Consider the following 16,771-nt stretch of genomic DNA (forward strand, 5'->3'; position numbering starts at 1 on the left):
TCAACCCTACGCGGCGGGGGCGAACCCGGCCATGCGTCGCGGCGGGCGGGAGGTCAGGCGGCGCAGACCACGTCCCGCTCGGCGGGACGGACCCGGGTGCTGCGCAGGGTGGCCTTCAGCGGCGAGTCCTGGCGGACCGAGACGGCCACCTTGCCGTCCGAGGTGACCTGGCGGACGCCCCGGTTGGTGGCCTTGCGCACGGCCACCTGGGCCGGCGTCGGCTCGGCGGGCTCGTCCTGCATCGGCACCAGCACGCCCGGCAGCTGCTCGGCGAGGGCCACCGTGTCGCTGACCTCGCGCAGCAGCTCGGAGAGCCGGGCGCCGAGGGCGTCGCAGATCGCGGCCAGCAGCTCGCTGGAGGGCTCCTTCTGGCCGCGTTCGATCTCGGACAGGTAGCCGAGGCTGACGTTGGCGGCGGTCGAGACCTCACGCAGGGTGCGTTGCTGACCCTGCCGGCGCGCCCGCAGAGCGTCGCCGATCACGCGGCGTAGCAGGACCATCGCACCTCCCCCTGACGGGAATCCCTCTCGCCCGGGCATCCGCCCACGCCGCACGCGGTCACCCGCGCCGTCGCCGGCGTCGCGCGCCGGAGCCTTCCCGCAACCGTACCCGTTGCCCGCCCCGCCGACATCCCACCCCGCCCGTCAAATCCGATCACCGGTCACCGCCGGCCGGCCGCCGCGGCGGTGGCCTCGTCGTCCACGCCCGCTTCGGCCGGTTCCTCGGCGGCCTGGATCCGCTCGACCAGCAGCCGCAGCGCCTCGATCACCGCGGCCGAGCGGATGTGGTCCCGGCCGCCGTCGAGGTCCAGTTGGCGGACGACCGTGCCGGCCGGCCCGGCCACCGCGACGTAGACCAGCCCGACCGGCTTGCCGTCCTGCGGCTCCGGCCCGGCCACGCCGGTGGTGGCCAGCCCCCAGTCGGCCCCACAGCGCCGCCGCCCGCCCTCGGCGAGCGCCCGCGCCACGTCCGGATCGACCGGCCCGCGCTCCGCCAGCAGCTCCGCCGGTACGCCGGCCAGCTCCGACTTCAGCTCGGTGGCGTACGTGACCAGGCCGCCCCGGTAGACCCCGCTGACCCCGGCGATCTCCACGATCGAGGCGGAGAGCAGCCCACCGGTCAGGGACTCGACGGTGGCCAGCGTCTCGTGCCGCTCGTGCAGGCTGTGCACCACGGCCGCCGCCGGACTGCCGGCGGGCCGCTCGTTGTTCGCATCCGTCCCCATGTCCCGCATCCCTTCCCCGCCTGCCGACGCCTACTCATCCCCCGCCCGGCGGCGCTGGTCACGGCGCTGTTGCGCCGACCCGCCGGACCCCGCCCCGGCGACCGCGAGGTCGGCCGGGGTGCGGTCAGCGGGCGGGACGGCGCAAGCGCAGCGCCTGGGCGACGTAGTCGAAGCCGGTGACCACGGTCACCACCACGGCGGCGGCCATGATCCACGGGCCGACGGCGGCGAGGTCGGCCGGCATCGGCCAGAGGTACCAGGTGATCGCGAGGATCTGGAGCGCCGTCTTGATCTTGCCGCCCCGGCTGGCCGCGATCACCCCGCGCCGGATCACCCAGAAGCGCAGCGCGGTGACGCCCCACTCCCGCACCAGGATCACCGCCGTCACCCACCAGGGCAGCCGGTCGTACCAGGAGAGCAGCACCAGGGCGGCGCCGGTGAGCGCCTTGTCGGCGATCGGGTCGGCGACCTTGCCGACCGAGGTGACGAGCTTGAACCGACGGGCGATCCAACCGTCGACCAGGTCGGTCGCCGAGGCCACCGCGAAGATCAGACAGGCGGCCATCTGCCAGCCGGCGTGGGTCGTCCCCGAGACGATCACCGACCCCGCGAAGACCGGCACCAGCACCAGCCGCAGGGCGGTCAGCGCGTTGGCCGCGTTGAGCACCGGCACCCGGGCGACCACCGGCGCCGACTCCGTCGCCCCGGTCACGGCCGCACCCCGCTCGGGCCGCCGGGGCGTACCAGGCACCGCACCACGTGGCTCCCCCGCTTCCTCCGGACCCGCCGTCACCGTTCCGCGCCGGGCGCCGCCGAGATCATCTCATCCGGCACGGCGATCAGGTCCACACCCTCGGTCGCGGTGACCGTCGCCCGGACCAGGTCGCCGGGGCGCAACGCGGCCAGGTCGACCCCGCCGCCGACCGGCGCGACCAGCGTGGTCGAGCCGTCGACCTCGGGGGCCTGGTGGGCCGCCCGCCCCTCGACCACGCCGTCTTCGACCGAGTCGACGAGCACCTCGACGGTCGAGGAGAGCCGCTCCTCGGCCCGCTGCGAGCAGAGCTCGTCCGCGAGCGCGCTGAGCTTGTCGTAGCGGCGCTTGACGGTGGCGGCGGCGACCTTGCCGGGCAGGCCGGCGGCCTCGGTGCCGTCCTCGTCGCTGTAGTCGAACATGCCGATCGCGTCGAGGCGCGCCTCGGTCAGGAACCGGACCAGCTCGTCGACGTCGGCGCGGGTCTCCCCGGGGAAGCCGACGATGAAGTTGCTCCGCGCGCCGGCCTCCGGCGCCAGGGCCCGGGCCCCCGCCAGCAGCTCCAGGAACCGGTCGGTGGAGCCGAAACGGCGCATCCGGCGCAGCACCGACTCGCTCGAGTGCTGGAAGGACAGGTCGAAGTAGGGCGCCACGCCGGGCGTGGTGGCGATCGCCTCGACCAGGCCGGGCCGGGTCTCGGCGGGCTGCAGGTAGCTCGCCCGCACCCGGACGATGCCGTCGATGGCGGCCAGCTGCGGCAGCAACTTCTCCAGTGCCCGGGGGTCGCCCAGGTCCTTGCCGTACGAGGTGGAGTTCTCGCTGACCAGCACCAGCTCACGGACGCCGGTCTTGGCCAGCCACTCCGCCTCGGCCAGCAGCTCGTCCGGCGTACGCGAGACGAAGGCGCCACGGAAGGCGGGGATCGCGCAGAACGCGCAGCGCCGGTCGCAGCCGCTGGCCAGCTTCAGCGAGGCGACCGGGCCGGTGTCGAGCCGGCGGCGCAGCACCTGGCGCAGGTGGGCCGGGGTGTGCTCGTCGGTCTCGGTGACGCCCCGGGCGGGGGTGCCGTGCCCGGGCAGCGAGACCCCGCTGTCCCGGCGGGAGACCGGGGTGAGCGGCAGCAGCTCGCGCCGGTCGCGCGGGGTGTGCGCGGCGACCGCCTCGCCGGCGACGACCGCGTTCAGCCGGGCGGAGATCTCCGGGTAGTCGTCGAAGCTGAGCACCGCCTGCGCCTCGGGGAGGCTGTCGGCCAGCTCACGCCCGTACCGCTCGGCCATGCAGCCGGCCGCGACCACCTTGGCGCCGGTGTCGGCGGCGGCGAGCAGGGTCTGGATGGAGTCCTGCTTGGCCTTCTCCACGAAGCCGCAGGTGTTGACGACCACCACGTCGGCGCCCTCGCCGTCGGTGGTGACCTGCCAGCCGTCGGCGTGCAGCCGGGCGGCCAGCTCCTCCGAGTCGACCTCGTTGCGGGCACAGCCCAGGGTCAGCAGGGCGACACGGCGGCCGTCGGCGGCGGAGGGGGAGGAGGTGGCAGACACCATCCGAGGGTACCGGGCGGTGGGGCGGGGGCCGGCAACGGCGGGCCGCCGGCATCGGGGGGCTCACACCCGCGACCGGTCAGACCGCCGCCGCGCCCACCCGCACCAGCCGGTCGAGGAGGAAGACCTCCGTGCCGGCCAGGCCGGTGGAGCAGAAGACGGAGACCTGGTCCGCGCCGGTCCGGCCGGGGACCGCGCCGGCCAGCACCGCGCCCAGGTCGCGGAGCCGGCCCGCGTACGGCTCGACGGCGGCGAGCATCGGCGGGGAGTAGGCGCCCGCCTGGGCCGGCGAGTCGGTGACCAGCAGGTCCGCGCGGTCCAGCAGGTCGGGGCCGAACTCGTGCCGGTCGGCCTGCTTGAAGCCGACGGCGTTGACATGGGTGCCCGGGGCGAGGTCGGCGGCGTCGAGCACCGGCGTGGTGCTGGTGGTGGCGAGCACCACCACGTCCCGGTTCCGTACCGCCGCCCGGGGCGAGTCCACCGCGCGGGCCGGCACCCCCAGCTCGGCGCGGACCCGGGCCGCGAACGCCTCCCGGCGGGCGGCCGAGCGGCTGTGCACCGTCACCTCGCGCAGCGGGCGTACCGCCGCGGCGGCCCAGACCTGCGTCCAGGCCTGCCGGCCGGAGCCGATCACCCCGAGGGTGGCCGCGTCCGGCCGCGCCAGCGCGTCCACCGCGACCCCGCCCAACCCCCCGGTACGCCGGGAGCCCAACTCCTCGCCGACCGCCACCGCCCGCACCGCCCCGGTGCGCCCGTCGTGCAGCACCACCAGTTGCTCTGACTCCGGCAACCCGAAGGTGTCGTACGACCGGAAGCCGTACCACTCGCCGGTGAGGTGGCCGGCGGTGAGCACCATCCGCCCGCCGGCCAGCGGGGCGGCCGCCCGGGGCGGGGCGACGAGCCGGCCGGCGTGGGCGGCCAGCAGCGCGTCCCGCATCGCCGCGACGGTCGCCGAAGCGTCCAGGGCGGCGGCGACCTCCCGGTCGGTGAAGATCAGCGTCATGCTTGCCATCCTGCAACCTGAAGTCAGGTTCAGCTCAACCGGTGGTGTCCGAGATCACCACCCGCCCGGACGGGGCGGTGTTAGCGTCGGCGGTGGCGGCTCCGGCCGTCCCGGACGAGTGGTGGCGTACCCGGTCAGGCCAAGACGCCCCGCGACAGGCAGACCGACTCGTCCCGGCCCCGAGGGTCCGGACCCGCTTCGCGAGGTGATGACCCGTGGCCTGGATCGTGCTGGTGCTCTCCGGCCTGCTGGAGACCGCGTGGGCGGTGTCGCTCGACCGCAGCGCTGGCTTCAGCCGCCCCCTCCCCTCCGTCGTCTTCCTGGTCACCCTGGTGCTCAGCATGCTGGGGCTGGCGTACGCGCTGCGCGAGATCCCGGTCGGCACCGGCTACGCGGTCTGGGTCGGCATCGGCGCGGTCGGCACCGCCGGGTACGGGATGGTGGCCCTCGGCGAGTCGGCCAGCCTCGCCCGGATCGCCTGCCTGCTGCTGGTGGTCGCCGGCGTGGTGGGGCTCAAGCTCTTCCACTGAGCCCCCGACGGGGCGCGCCGGGACGAGCGGTATCGGCCCTGATGAGTAGTCCGAGGCCGGAGTGGGTAGACAGCGGCCGGACACCCTAGAGGCTCTCACCACGGAGGACGTCATGGCCGACATGCACGCGACCGCCCGCCCGCGCAGCAACGCCGCCCGGATCTGCACGATCCTGGCCTTCGTCTTCGCCGTCGTCGCCATCTTCGTGGCGCCGGTGATCTTCGGTATCGCCGGCCTGGTGCTCGGCATCGTCGGCGCGGTGCTCGGCGACAAGCCGCTCGGCTGGTACGCCGCCGCCGCCAGCGTCGTGGGCGCCGTCATCGGTGTCGCCCTGGTCGCCGCGATCATCAACAACTGACCACCGCAGACTCTCCACCCGAGGCCCGCCGGCGTTCCGGCGGGCCTCGTCGTGTCCCGACCGCCGTTGCGCACGCCTGGCGGTTCTGCCGGCTGCGGGGACGCCGCCGCGTCGGCACGCGGGGCGCCGGCCACCGGGCCGGTACCGTCAGTCCTCGGCGCCGCGCAGGCCGACCAGGACCTCTTCCAGCTCGTCCGGCTTGACCAGCACGTCGCGGGCCTTGGAACCCTCGGACGGGCCGACCACGCCCCGGGTCTCCATCAGGTCCATCAGCCGGCCCGCCTTGGCGAAGCCGACCCGCAGCTTGCGCTGGAGCATCGAGGTCGAGCCGAACTGCGAGGTGACCACCAGCTCGACCGCCTGCACCAGCAGGTCCAGGTCGTCGCCGATGTCCTCGTCGATCTTCTTCCTGCTGTCCTGCGCGGGGGCCAGCACGTCCGGGCGGAACTCGGGCTCGCGCTGGTCCTTGCAGAACTTCACCACGTCGGCGATCTCACGCTCGGTCACCCAGGCGCCCTGGATCCGCACCGGCTTCGAGGCGCCCATCGGCAGGAAGAGCCCGTCGCCCCGGCCGAGCAGCTTCTCCGCGCCCGGCTGGTCGAGGATGACCCGCGAGTCGGCCAGCGAGGAGGTGGCGAACGCCAGCCGGGACGGCACGTTCGCCTTGATCAGACCGGTGACCACGTCGACCGAGGGGCGCTGGGTGGCCAGCACCAGGTGGATGCCGGCCGCGCGGGCCAGCTGGGTGATCCGGACTACCGAGTCCTCCACGTCGCGCGGGGCGACCATCATCAGGTCGGCCAACTCGTCGACGATCACCAGCAGGTACGGGTACGGGCGCATCTCCCGCTCGCTGCCCGGCGGGGCCTTGATCTCGCCGTTGCGCACCTTGCGGTTGAAGTCGTCGATGTGCCGGACCCCGTTGGCGGCGAGGTCGTCGTAGCGCATGTCCATCTCGCGGACGACCCAGTCCAGGGAGTCGGCCGCCTTCTTCGCGTTGGTCACGATCGGCGTGACCAGGTGCGGGATGCCCCCGTACCCGGTCATCTCGACCCGCTTCGGGTCGATCAGCAGCAGCCGCACCTCGTCCGGGGTGGCCCGGGTGAGGATCGACACCAGCAGCGAGTTCAGGCAGGACGACTTGCCCGCGCCGGTCGCGCCGGCGATCAGGATGTGCGGCATCTTGGCCAGGTTGGCCACCACGTAGCCGCCCTCGATGTCCTTGCCGAGCGCCACCACCATCGGGTGGTGGTCGCTGGTGGCGGCCCGCGAGCGCAGCACGTCGCCGAGGGCGACGTTCTCCGGGTCGGTGTTCGGGATCTCCACGCCGACCGCGCTCTTGCCCGGGATCGGGCTGAGGATCCGCACGTCCGGCGACTTCACCGCGTACGCGATGTTGCGGGAGAGCTGGGTGATCCGCTCGACCTTGACCCCGTGCCCGAGCTCCACCTCGTAGCGGGTGACCGTCGGGCCCCGGGTGAAGCCGGTGACGGCGGCGTCCACGTCGAACTGCTCGAAGACGCCGGTCAGCGCCGCGATCACCTCGTCGTTGGCCTTGCTGCGGGTCTTCGGCGCGGCGCCGCCGCTGAGCATGTTCGCCGGCGGCAGCGTGTAGTCGCCGGCCAGGCCGGTGAGCGCGAGCTGCTCGGCGCGGGTGGGCGCGGGCGAGTGCTCCGGCGGCTCGACCGGCTTGCGGCTGGCGGGCACCTTCGCCGGCGGCTTGCGCGGCAGCACCAGGGTGTCCTGGAGGTTGACCCCGTCGGAGTCGTCGAGGTCGTCCGGGTCCAGCGGCGGCGGCGCGGTCCGCTTCGTCGGCCGGCGGCGGGCCGGCTTCGCGGCCGGGTCTCCCTCCGCCTCCGGGTCGGCCGGCGGCGCGACCAGCGTGCCGGCGAGCAGGCCGAGCCGCTCGGGGATCTTGTTGATCGGGGTCGCGGTAACCACCAGCAGACCGAAGACGAGCAGCAGGATGAGCAGCGGCACCGCCACCCAGGCGGTGACCCCCGCCTCCAGCAGGTCGCCGACCCCGGCGCCGATCAGCCCGCCGGCGTAGTCGCGCTGCACCGGGTCGACCGGGTTCTGTCCGATGTGCAGCATCGCCGCGGTGGCCACCAGCATCGAACCCCAGCCCACCAGGCCACGGCCCCGGTGTTCCGGGTCGGCGGGCGTGCGCATCAGCCGCCAGGCGCCGATCATCAGCAGCACCGGCACCACGATGGCGATCGCGCCGAGGAAGAGCCGGACGGTGTCGGCCAGCCGGGCGCCGAGCGGGCCCGCGCCGGAGAACCAGATCCCCACCCCGCTCAGGATGGCCAGGCCGAACAGCAGCAGCCCGGCGCCGTCGCGGCGGTGCTCCGGGTCGAGGTCGCGGGCGGAGGCGGCCTGCCGGCCGGCGGCACGGACCGCCCAGCCCACGCCGTGCGCCAGCCCCATCCACAGTGCACCGACCGCGCGTCCGAGATAGACCGCCGGGCCGGGCCGGGCCGCCGTTCGCCGCCGGGCGGTCGCCCGGGTGGTCTTCTTCGCCGGTTGGCGGGCACGGCTGTTCGTGGTACCGCGCGGCGACGCGCCGCGTCGCCGGCTCGCCTGAGAGGTACGGCCCGCCATACAGTCACCGTAACGGCGTGACCCGGGAGATCGCCGCTTTTCCGGGTCGTGTCCGCGCGTCGCAGCACGGACCACGCCCCCAGACGTGTTATTTGCCTCAGGAAGGGATGCCCGATGGCGTCGCCTGCTTTCGAGGACGGTCCGGACGACCCCCTGGCCGGGCACCCGCAGGCCCTGCGGCCGCTGACCGGCGAACTGATCGCCGCGGTGCTCGGCAACCGCGGGTACGCGTTCTCCGCCGACGCCGACGGCGACCTGGTCGGCCGCTGGGACGACAACCTCATCTGGTTCCTGCGCCCCGGCGAGGCCGGCGAGCTGCTCCAGGTCCGCACCATGGCCGCCCCGGCCTTCGGCATCGAGTACGTCCCGACGCTCTACGCCTTCTGCAACTCCTGGAACCACGACCGGCTCTGGCCCAAGGCGTTCGTGCACGTCGACGACGAGGGGGTGGCCCGGGTCTGCGGCGAGGTGATCACCGACCTGGAACGGGGGGTGACCCCGCACCAGCTCGACCAGCTCCTCGACTGCGGCATCTCCACCGGCTGCCAACTGGCCGCCGCCGTCGCCCAGCTTCCCGGCGGGACGACCCGGTGACCGGCCGGGGCGAGCCCGTCGGGCGGGGGCTGACCGGCCGCGTCCCGGAGCTGGTCGCGGCGCTGGCCGACGCCCGGGACATGCCCGACGGCGAGGCCCGCTTCGCCGAGCTGGACCGGATCGCCGCCCGGGCCGACGCGCTGGGCGACGCGCACTCCGGGCTGGACGCCCGGTTCGCGCTGGTCGAGGCGTACCTGCTGCACGGGGAGCGGTGGCGGCTGGCCGAGCCGGTGCGGCGCTGCCTGGCCGCCGTCGACCGGTCTCCCGGCCTGCTGACCGAACGCCTCGGCGACGCCGAGCTGCTGCGCCGGCACCAGCGCTACGCGGTCGAGGCGGCGGTCGGCACCCCGCGGGTCGGCCTGGACCAGGCCCGCGCCCTCCTCGACGACCTGGCGCGGCGGGCCGGTGAGCGGAGCGGGCTCGTCGCCCAGCTGCGCTGCCGGCTCGCCGACCACCTCGGCGACGAGCCCACCGCCCGCCGCCGGTACGACGACTGGGCCGCCGCCGAGCCCGACCCGACCGCCGGTTGTCCCGGCTGCCTGCCGGCCCGCCGCGCGGAGCTGCTCGCCGGGTGGGGCGACGACGAGGCGGCGCTGGCCACGTTGCGTCCCGTCCTCGACGGCGCGGTGGACTGCACCGACTCGCCCGAGCGGGCGCTGGCCGTGGCGCTGCTGCCGTGGCTGCGCACCGGCGGGGCGGAGCGGGCCGGGCAGGCGCACCTGCGGGCGTACCGGCGGCACCGGCGGGAGCGGGGGGCCTTCCCGTACCTCGCCGCGCACCTGCGCTTCTGCGCACTGGCCGGGCACCCCGGCCGGGGGCTGGACATCCTCGCCGAGCAACTGCCCCGGCTGGACCACCCGTACGACGACCTGTCCGCCATGGAGTTCGCCGCCGCCGGGGCGCTGGTCTGCGCCCTCGCCGCCGAGGCAGGGCTGGTCGGGCGGCGGGTGCACCGCCCGGCGCACGGCGGCCGGCCGGCGGCCGAGGTGGACGTGGAGACCCTCGGTACCGACCTGCTGACCCTGGCCACCGGGCTGGCCGGCAGCTTCGACGCGCGCAACGGCACCGGGCACCAGTCCGGCCGGATCGCCTCCTGGCTGGCGGACCGGCCGCTGGCCACGCCGGTGCCGCTGCCCGACGAGGAGACCGGCGACGACCCGGCTACCGACGCGCCCTTCACCCCGGCGGCCGACGAGCTGGCCCCGCTGAGCCTGTCGATGATCATCTCGGTGCTCGACCGCCGGGGTGACGTCTACGCCGTGGACGCCGGCGGGGTGGTGGTCGGGCGCTGGCACGAGGCGGTGATCCAGTTCCGGCAGGTCGGGCGGCGCGGCGAGATCCTGCACGCCCGGGTGGTGGCGGCGCGGCGACTGCCGGCGTCCCGCCTCACCGAAGCGTACGAGTTCTGCAACGCCTGGAACCACGACCGGCTGCTGCCGAAGGCGTACGTGCACGACCTGGGCGAGGGCGAGCTGGTGCTGGCCGGCGACGTGACCACCGACCTGGAGCACGGGGTGGCCCCGGCGCAGCTCGGCGTCCTGGTCGACGCGGCGGTCGCCACCGGCGTCGCGTACGCGGACGCGGTCGCCGCGCTGCCCTGACCGGCGCGGGTGAGGTCCGAAAGCCGCCGGACGCCGACGCGCCGCGCTGGTGGACTTGCCGCATGACGACACCACAGCAGCGGGCCGCCCGCCTGCGCGCCCTGCACCGGCCCGGTACACCGCTCGTCCTGCCCAACGCGTGGGACGTGGCCAGCGCCCGCCTGGTCGAGGAGTGCGGGGCCGCGGCGGTGGCGACCACCAGCGCCGGCATCGCCTGGGCCCTGGGTGTCGCCGACGGCGGGGCGCTGGACCGCAGCCGGGCGCTCGCGCCACTGGCCCGGATCGCCGCGGCGGTGACGGTGCCGGTCACCGCCGACATCGAGGACGGGTACGCCGCCGATCCGGCCGGCGTCGCCCGGACCGTCACCGAGGTGCTGGCCGCCGGCGCGGTGGGGATCAACATCGAGGACGCCGACCCGGCCAACCCGACCCGGCTGCGCCCCACGACGGAGCAGTGCGCCCGGATCGCCGCCGCCCGCCAGGCCGCCGAGGCCGCCGGGGTGGCGCTCTTCGTGAACGCCCGGATCGACACCTACCTGCGGGCGGTCGGCGACCCGGCGCAGCGACTCGCCGAGACCCTGCGCCGGGCCGAGGCGTTCCTGACGGCCGGGGCGGACGGCGTCTTCGTGCCGGGGGTGGTCGACGTGGAGAGCATCGCCGCGCTGGTGTCCGGGGTGGACGGACCGGTGAACGTGCTCGCCGGCCCGGGCGCAACCACCGTGGCCACCCTGGCCGAGCTGGGCGTGGCCCGGGTCAGCCTCGGCTCGTCGCTGGCCGAGGCCGCGTACGGCCTGGTCCGGCGCGCCGCCACCGAGGCGCTCACCGGCGGCACCTACACCGCCCTCACCCCCGCCACCTCCTACGGCGAACTGAACGCCCTGCTCCGCTGAGCCCCCCACCCCCCCACCCAGCGCGCACTTTCCGAGAAAGCGTGGCCATTCCGCGCGCCACAGCCACTCTTTCTCGGAAAAAGCGGCCATCTCGAAGCACGGCGACACGGGCGGAGCCACCCGCCCGACGCACCGTCCGGCCCCACCCCGGCGCGCACTTTCCGAGAAGGCGTGGCTATTCCGCGCGCCATAGCCACGCTTTCTCGGAAAGTGCGGCCATGGGGGCGGGACGCGGGGCGGCCCCCGACCACCGGGCGGTGGGGGTCGGGGGCCGCGGTCGGGGGTGGGTCAGGTCGCTGAGAAGGCGAGGGTGTACTGGCCGGAGCCGCTCAGCGCGGTGACCCGGTAGCGGTAGGCGCCGGGCGAGCCCTCGGCCTCCAGCCGCGCGACGCCGTCGGCGGTGGCGGTGCGGGCGACGGTCCGGAAGCTGGTGCCGGTCCAGCGCTGGAGTTCCAGCACCAGCTGGGCGCCGTCGGGGGCGTCCAGGCAGGCGCTCTGCGCGCCGCCGTCGGCGACGAACCAGCGGCCGTCGGGCTGCGCCTGGGAACGGCCGGCGGCGATGGCGCCGGAGCGGCTGACGTCACCGGTGCAGACCGGGGAGCCGCCGGCCGGCGGGGCGGTAGGGGCGGCGGTCGCCGGCGGGGCGGCGGGGGCGGCGGTCGCCGGCGGGGCGGTGGCCTCGCCGCCGGCGGGCGGCTCGGCGGGGGCCGACCGGCTGTCCGCGGTGACCAGGGTCAGGTTGTTGCGCTGGAGGATCTCGTTGACCGGCTGGAAGAACGTGATGCCGCCGGCGGTGCAGTCGCCGGACCCGCCGGACGTGACACCCTGCGCCTGGTCGCCGGAGAGCCACGCCCCGCCCGAGTCGCCGGGCTCGGCGCAGACGTCGGTCCGGGTGAGCCCGGTGACCGTGCCCTCCGGGTAGTTCACGGTGGCGTTCTTGGCCTGGACCACCCCGCAGCGGGTGCCGGTGGTGGAGCCGGAGCGGCAGATCGAGGCGCCGACCGGGGCCTCGGTGGAGCCGTTGACCGGCACCGTGCCGCCGTTGAAGTCGTTCACCACGCCCTGCGGCGTCCACTGGTTGTTGACCTGGACGAACGCCCAGTCGTCGCCCGGGAAAGAGGAGGCGGCGAAGGTGCCCTGGGCGACCCGGTTCGCGCCGGTGGTGCGGTCGCCCGGCCGGCCGCAGTGCCCGGCGGTGACGAAGCCGCCGGCCACGGAGAAGCCGACCGAGCAGCGGCCGGCGTTGTTGATGAAGTACGCGTCACCGCCCCGCACGTCGAACAGCGGCCGGGGCGACTCGGTGGAGGCGGTCACCCGTACCGCCCCGGCCGGCGCCCCGGTCGCCGCCGCGAACCGGCGTCCGGCCTCCTCCGCGCCCGGCTTGGCGAGCACCACCACGGAGTTGGTGGCGACGTCGACGTACCAGCCGGCGATGTCCGGGGTGGCCCGGCCACCGGCCGAGTCGAGCCGGCCCTTGACCGCGTCCAGCTCCCGCACGCCGCGGTCGACCTCCTTCGGCACCGCGCCGGCGGCGCGGACCCGGGCCGCCTGCGCCGGGTCGGCGACCGCCACGGTCAGCGTGGCGCCGTCCGCGCTGAGCCAGCTGCCGCCGTACGCCCGGCCCAGCTCGGCGCGCAGCCGGCCGAGGGTGCCGGTGGCCCGCCGCTCGGCCGCCAACCGCCGTACCGCCTGCTCCCGGCTGAGCGAGAGGTCGCGGCTCATCGCGTCCAGCACCTCGGGGGCCACCCCGCCGGTGGCGCTCGCCCCGGCCGGTCCACCGGCTCGCGGGGCGGCGTTCTCACCGGCGAACGACGGCAGGGTCACCGCCGCCGTCAATCCCGCCGCCGCCACCACGACACCGATGGCTGTCATCCGTCTGCGGTCCATCCGCCAAGCTCCTCCCGGCCGGCGCGGGGTACGCCTGCCGGAACGGAGTACGGAGACGACGGCCGATCGGTTGACTCGGAACCGGACCTTTCAGCGCAGCGTGTCCGGGCGGTCACTCGCCGGGGCGTACCCGGACACGACGACGCCGGCCCACCGCGGACGGTGGACCGGCGTGCGGAGCCGGTGGGTCAGACCTCGACGACCGTCGGGACGATCATCGGACGGCGCCGGTACTTGTCGTTGACCCAGCGCCCGACGGTGCGCCGGACGATCTGCTGGAGCTGGTGCGGGTCGGTGATGCCGTCCGCCGCGGCCCGGTTGAGCGCCTCGGTGACCAGCGGGACGACCGGGTTGAACGCCTCCGGGTCCTCGGAGAAGCCCTTCGCCGAGAGGGTGGGGCCGCCGACCACCTTGCCGGTGACCGAGTCGACCACCACGGTGGTGGCGATGAAGCCGCCGTCGCCGAGGATCCGCCGCTCGGTGAGCAGCGACTCGCTGACATCGCCGACGGCGAGCCCGTCGACGTAGACGTAGCGGCTCTTCACGTGCCCGACCAGGCTGGCCCGGCCCTCGACCAGGTCGACCACGTCGCCGTCCTCGCAGAGCACCACCCGGTCGGCGGCAACGCCGGACTCGACGCCGAGGCGGGCGTGCGCCCGCAGGTGCCGCCACTCGCCGTGCACCGGCATCAGGTTGCTCGGGCGGACCATGTTGAGCAGGTAGAGCAGCTCACCGGCGGGGGCGTGGCCGGAGACGTGCACCTTGGCCACGTCCTTGTGCACGACCACCGCGCCGGCGCGGGCCAGCCGGTTGATCACCCGGTAGACGGAGGTCTCGTTGCCCGGCACCAGCGAGCTGGCCAGCACCACCGTGTCGCCGGGGGCGATGGTGATGTGCCGGTGGTCGCCGCTGGCCATCCGGCCGAGGGCGCTCATCGGCTCGCCCTGGGAGCCGGTGGACATCAGCAGGATCTGCTCGGGCGGCAGCGTGGTGGCCTCCTCCAGCCCGACCACCAGGCCGGGCGGGATGTTGAGCAGGCCGAGGTCGCGGGCGATGCCCATGTTGCGCACCATCGACCGGCCGATCAGCGCCACCTTGCGGCCGTGCTCGATCGCCGAGTCGAAGACCTGCTGCACCCGGTGCACGTGCGAGGCGAACGAGGCGACGATGATCCGCCCCCGCGCCTTGGCGAAGATCGAGTCGAGCACCGGCCCGATCTCCCGCTCGGGGGTGACGAAGCCGGGGATCTCCGCGTTGGTGGAGTCCGACAGCAGCAGGTCGACGCCCTCCGCGCCGAGCCGGGCGAAGCCGGCCAGGTCGGTGATCCGGCCGTCCAGCGGGAGCTGGTCCATCTTGAAGTCGCCGGTGTGCAGCACCAGCCCGGCCGGGGTGCGGATGGCCACCGCGAGCGCGTCCGGGATCGAGTGGTTGACCGCGAAGAACTCGCACTCGAACGGGCCCAGCCGCTCCCGGCCGCCCTCCCGCACGGTCAGCGTGTACGGCTGGATCCGCCGCTCGGCCAGCTTCGCCTCGACCAGGGCCAGGGTGAACTGGGAGCCGACCAGCGGGATGTCCGGCTTGTGGGCGAGCAGGTACGGCACCGCGCCGATGTGGTCCTCGTGACCGTGGGTGAGGACGATCGCCTGGACGTCGTCCAGCCGGTCCAGGATCGGGCCGAAGTCCGGCAGGATCAGGTCGACGCCCGGCTGCTCGACGTCGGGGAAGAGCACCCCGCAGTCGACGACGAGCAGCTTGCCGTCGTACTCGAAGACGGTCATGTTCCGACCGATGGCGCCGAGCCCGCCGAGCGGGATGATCCGCAGGCCGCCCTCCGGCAGCGGCGGGGGCAGCTCACCCTCGATGTGCGCCTCGGTCACGCGTCCACCTCATTCTGCGACGCCGTTACCCGGCGTCCGTCGTGTCGTTCGATCATTTGGGCAGTTCCAGGCCCACCGCGGCGCAGTCGGCGCGCAGCTGGGCGAGTTCGTCGGCGGTGGCGTCCGCCAGCGGCGGCCGCACCGGACCGGCCGGCAGGCCCTTGGCCGCCAGGCCGGCCTTCACCAGGATCACGCCCTGGGTACGGAAGATCCCGGTGAGCAGCGGCAGCAGCCGCCGGTGCAGGGCGAGCGCGCTCGCCGTGTCCCCCGCGTCGAACGCCTCGATCATCTGCTTGGCGGGCACGCCGATGAAGTGCGTGGACGTGCCGACCAGGCCGACCCCGCCGACGGCCAGCGTCGGCAGGGTGAGCGCGTCCTCCCCGCTGTAGAAGGCGAGGTCGCTGCGGCTGAGCACCCAGCTGGTGGCGGTCAGGTCGCCCTTGGCGTCCTTGACCGCGACGATCCGGCCGTGCTCGGCGAGGCGCACCAGCGTGTCGGTGGCGATGGCCACCCCGGCCCGGTGCGGGATGTCGTAGAGCATGATCGGCAGCCCGGTGGCGTCGGCGACGGCGGTGAAGTGGCGCAGCAGCCCGCTCTGCGGCGGCTTGTTGTAGTACGGGGTCACCACCAGCAGGCCGTGCGCGCCCGCCTTCTCGGCCGACGCGGCCAGCTCGATGGTGTGCCGGGTGTCGTTGGTGCCCACCCCGGCGACGATTTTGGCCCGGTCGCCGACCGCCTCCACCACCGCCCGGATCAGGGTCTCCTTCTCCGCGTCGGTGGTGGTCGGCGACTCACCCGTGGTGCCGTTGAGCACCAACGCGTCGTTGCCCTGCTCGTCGACGAGGTGGGCGGCGAGCCGTACGGCACCGTCCAGGTCCAGCGATCCGTCGTCGGTGAACGGGGTCACCATGGCCGTGAGCAGTCGCCCGAACGGACGGGACGCGCCCCGATCGGGGGCGGCAGGGTGGTCGTGCGTCATGTTCACAACCTAGCGGACGACCACCGGAGCACCGGTGGGGAAGGGCTCAGGACTCACTCGGCGTGCGGGCTGGTCGCCACCTCGGTGCCGTCGGGCAGGGTGGAGATGACGAAGTCGGCGAAGACGTTCGGGGCGACCTGCTGGAGCTGGCGCAGGCACTCCACGGCCAGCTCGCGGATCTCCACGTCGGCGTGCTCGGTGGCGCGCATGGCGACGAAGTGCCGCCAGGCCCGGTAGTTGCCGGTGACCACGATCCGGGTCTCGGTGGCGTTGGGCAGCACCGCCCGGGCCGCCTGCCGGGCCTGCTTGCGCCGCAGCGTCGGGTTCGGCTCGTCGACGAAGCGCTGCTCCAGCCCCTCCAGCAGCTCGGTGTACGCCCGGACGCTCGCCTCGGCGGCCTCGACGAACTTCTTGTGCAGCTCCGGGTCCTCGGCGATCGCCCGGGGCTCGACCATCGCCGCGTCCCGCTCCGGGACGTAGCGCTGGGACAGCTGGGAGTACGAGAAGTGCCGGTGCCGGATCAGCTCGTGGGTGAAGGAGCGGGAGACCCCGGTGAAGTAGAAGCTCACCGAGCCGTGCTCCAGCACGCTCAGGTGGCCCACCTCGAGGATGTGCGCCAGGTAGCCGGCGTTGGTGGCGGTCGCCGGGTTCGGCTTCTTCCAGCTCTGGTAGCAGGCCCGGCCGGCGAACTCCGCCAGGGCCTGACCGCCGTCGGCGTCGGTCGACCACGGCACGTCGTCCGGGGCCTGGAACTGGGTCCATGCGATCAGCTTGACCTGGGGCTGCACCATCTCCGGCATTCCTGGGACTGTAGTTGCCCCGCACCGGTGCGCGAAAGTTGACCTCCCGCCTTCGACACCGGCCGTGAGCTGCGAATCTTGGACAGTTTCCGGTCCGGGGGAACGACAAGTGTCCAAGATCTCGCAGACCGCAC

General features: G+C 74.6%; 15 protein-coding genes and 1 riboswitch. Of the genes, 5 read left to right on the top strand and 10 right to left on the bottom strand.

What is annotated here, in order from left to right; all coding sequences use genetic code 11:
- Positions 1–53 precede the first annotated feature (53 nt).
- From GA0074696_RS25280 to GA0074696_RS25300, 5 genes are all read right to left on the bottom strand, one after another.
- Positions 54–500, bottom strand: coding sequence for a helix-turn-helix domain-containing protein (locus GA0074696_RS25280; RefSeq protein ID WP_088963389.1), 447 nt, complete (start codon positions 498–500; stop codon positions 54–56).
- Between the two features lie 161 nt (positions 501–661).
- The gene (locus GA0074696_RS25285; protein WP_088964803.1) at positions 662–1,225 is read right to left on the bottom strand and encodes a CinA family protein; all 564 of its coding nucleotides are present in this window, start codon (positions 1,223–1,225) and stop codon (positions 662–664) included.
- Positions 1,226–1,349: 124 nt separating this feature from the next.
- Positions 1,350–1,937 carry a CDP-diacylglycerol--glycerol-3-phosphate 3-phosphatidyltransferase gene (pgsA, locus tag GA0074696_RS25290; RefSeq protein ID WP_088963390.1) on the bottom strand — a complete coding sequence of 196 codons (588 nt, stop codon included), beginning with the start codon at positions 1,935–1,937 and terminating at the stop codon, positions 1,350–1,352.
- A gap of 77 nt (positions 1,938–2,014) precedes the next feature.
- Positions 2,015–3,517 carry a 30S ribosomal protein S12 methylthiotransferase RimO gene (rimO, locus tag GA0074696_RS25295; protein WP_088963391.1) on the bottom strand — a complete coding sequence of 501 codons (1,503 nt, stop codon included), beginning with the start codon at positions 3,515–3,517 and terminating at the stop codon, positions 2,015–2,017.
- A 76-nt stretch (positions 3,518–3,593) separates the two neighbouring features.
- Positions 3,594–4,517: an ornithine cyclodeaminase family protein gene (locus GA0074696_RS25300; protein WP_172894431.1), complete on the bottom strand. Its 924-nt coding sequence runs from the start codon at positions 4,515–4,517 to the stop codon at positions 3,594–3,596.
- An 89-nt stretch (positions 4,518–4,606) separates the two neighbouring features.
- Positions 4,607–4,671: riboswitch (guanidine-III (ykkC-III) riboswitch) on the top strand.
- Between the two features lie 61 nt (positions 4,672–4,732).
- On the opposite strand from GA0074696_RS25300, the gene GA0074696_RS25305 reads away from it, so the two are divergent.
- The gene (locus GA0074696_RS25305) at positions 4,733–5,047 is read left to right on the top strand and encodes a DMT family transporter (protein WP_088963393.1); all 315 of its coding nucleotides are present in this window, start codon (positions 4,733–4,735) and stop codon (positions 5,045–5,047) included.
- Between the two features lie 112 nt (positions 5,048–5,159).
- Positions 5,160–5,405 (top strand): hypothetical protein, encoded by a 246-nt coding sequence (locus GA0074696_RS25310; RefSeq protein WP_088963394.1) that lies wholly within the window; start codon positions 5,160–5,162, stop codon positions 5,403–5,405.
- Positions 5,406–5,552: 147 nt separating this feature from the next.
- Here GA0074696_RS25310 and GA0074696_RS25315 read toward each other — a convergent pair whose 3' ends face one another.
- The gene (locus GA0074696_RS25315; protein WP_088963395.1) at positions 5,553–8,009 is read right to left on the bottom strand and encodes an FtsK/SpoIIIE family DNA translocase; all 2,457 of its coding nucleotides are present in this window, start codon (positions 8,007–8,009) and stop codon (positions 5,553–5,555) included.
- A gap of 114 nt (positions 8,010–8,123) precedes the next feature.
- Here GA0074696_RS25315 and GA0074696_RS25320 point away from each other — a divergent pair, with 114 nt between their 5' ends.
- From GA0074696_RS25320 to GA0074696_RS25330, 3 genes are all read left to right on the top strand, one after another.
- On the top strand, positions 8,124–8,603 hold the full coding sequence (locus tag GA0074696_RS25320) for a YbjN domain-containing protein (protein ID WP_088963396.1): 480 nt from the start codon (positions 8,124–8,126) through the stop codon (positions 8,601–8,603).
- Entirely contained in the window at positions 8,600–10,204 is a 1,605-nt protein-coding gene (locus GA0074696_RS25325; RefSeq protein WP_407940511.1) for a type III secretion system chaperone family protein, read from the top strand. Before GA0074696_RS25320 ends, GA0074696_RS25325 begins: the two co-directional genes overlap by 4 nt.
- A gap of 62 nt (positions 10,205–10,266) precedes the next feature.
- Complete coding sequence (locus GA0074696_RS25330; protein WP_088963397.1) at positions 10,267–11,094, top strand: isocitrate lyase/PEP mutase family protein; 828 nt, start codon at positions 10,267–10,269, stop codon at positions 11,092–11,094.
- A 288-nt stretch (positions 11,095–11,382) separates the two neighbouring features.
- On the opposite strand, the gene GA0074696_RS25335 is transcribed toward GA0074696_RS25330, so the two are convergent.
- From GA0074696_RS25335 to thyX, 4 genes are all read right to left on the bottom strand, one after another.
- Positions 11,383–12,981 carry a S1 family peptidase gene (locus GA0074696_RS25335; RefSeq protein ID WP_088963398.1) on the bottom strand — a complete coding sequence of 533 codons (1,599 nt, stop codon included), beginning with the start codon at positions 12,979–12,981 and terminating at the stop codon, positions 11,383–11,385.
- Positions 12,982–13,169: 188 nt separating this feature from the next.
- The gene (locus GA0074696_RS25340) at positions 13,170–14,858 is read right to left on the bottom strand and encodes a ribonuclease J (protein ID WP_088963399.1); all 1,689 of its coding nucleotides are present in this window, start codon (positions 14,856–14,858) and stop codon (positions 13,170–13,172) included.
- 52 nt (positions 14,859–14,910) lie between these two features.
- The gene (gene dapA, locus GA0074696_RS25345) at positions 14,911–15,837 is read right to left on the bottom strand and encodes a 4-hydroxy-tetrahydrodipicolinate synthase (protein ID WP_088963400.1); all 927 of its coding nucleotides are present in this window, start codon (positions 15,835–15,837) and stop codon (positions 14,911–14,913) included.
- Positions 15,838–15,890: 53 nt separating this feature from the next.
- Complete coding sequence (thyX, locus tag GA0074696_RS25350; protein ID WP_088963401.1) at positions 15,891–16,628, bottom strand: FAD-dependent thymidylate synthase; 738 nt, start codon at positions 16,626–16,628, stop codon at positions 15,891–15,893.
- Between the last annotated feature and the right edge of the window lie 143 nt (positions 16,629–16,771).

It is taken from the genome of Micromonospora purpureochromogenes (genome assembly GCF_900091515.1).
Lineage (GTDB): Bacteria > Actinomycetota > Actinomycetes > Mycobacteriales > Micromonosporaceae > Micromonospora > Micromonospora purpureochromogenes.